General features: G+C 61.0%; 1 protein-coding gene. It reads right to left on the bottom strand.

Annotation, left to right across the window (positions count from 1 at the left end; all coding sequences use genetic code 11):
* Nucleotides 1-371, bottom strand: a 371-nt coding sequence (locus AC1DWI_RS26020) for an inositol monophosphatase family protein (RefSeq protein WP_477726311.1), incomplete at its 3' end; no start/stop codon positions are given.
* Nucleotides 372-531 lie beyond the last annotated feature (160 nt).

The raw sequence follows: 531 nt of genomic DNA, 5'->3' as shown, positions 1-531 counted from the left end.
GGGTCATACACCACGGCCTGCTCGACCTTGCCCTTGACGGCCAGCGCGATGCTGACGCAATAGACGGGAAAGCCGTGGATGAAATTGGTGGTGCCGTCCAGCGGGTCGATGATCCAGACGAAGTCGGAGTCTTTGGCGCCATGCTCGCTGCCGGATTCTTCGGCCAGGATGCCGTGGCCGGGGTAGGCCGTCAGCAGCGTTTCGATGATCGCAGCTTCAGCAGCTTGGTCGACCTCGGTGACAAAGTCGTTGGTCTGCTTGACCGATATGCGAACCGATTCGACGTCAAGCGCCGCACGGTTGATGATGGCGCCTGCAGCGCGCGCAGCCTTGATGGCCACGTTGAGCATGGGGTGGAGATTGCTGGACATAACTTGTAGGGAAGAGCGGAACGAACCGGCGCCGGCGATGCGGGCGGCGGGCAATGCCGGTATTTTCCCATAAACGCGAACCGTCCTTTCCCAGCCCCTTCCCAAGGTCGATATCGCGTCCCAATCGTCCAGAAACCTGTTCTAGGCGCCTTCCGCGATC

Source organism: Polaromonas sp. P3_C2, from assembly GCF_056402675.1.
The sequence above is the reverse complement of the archived record's forward strand: the minus strand, read 5'-3'. Positions and strand labels throughout refer to the sequence as shown.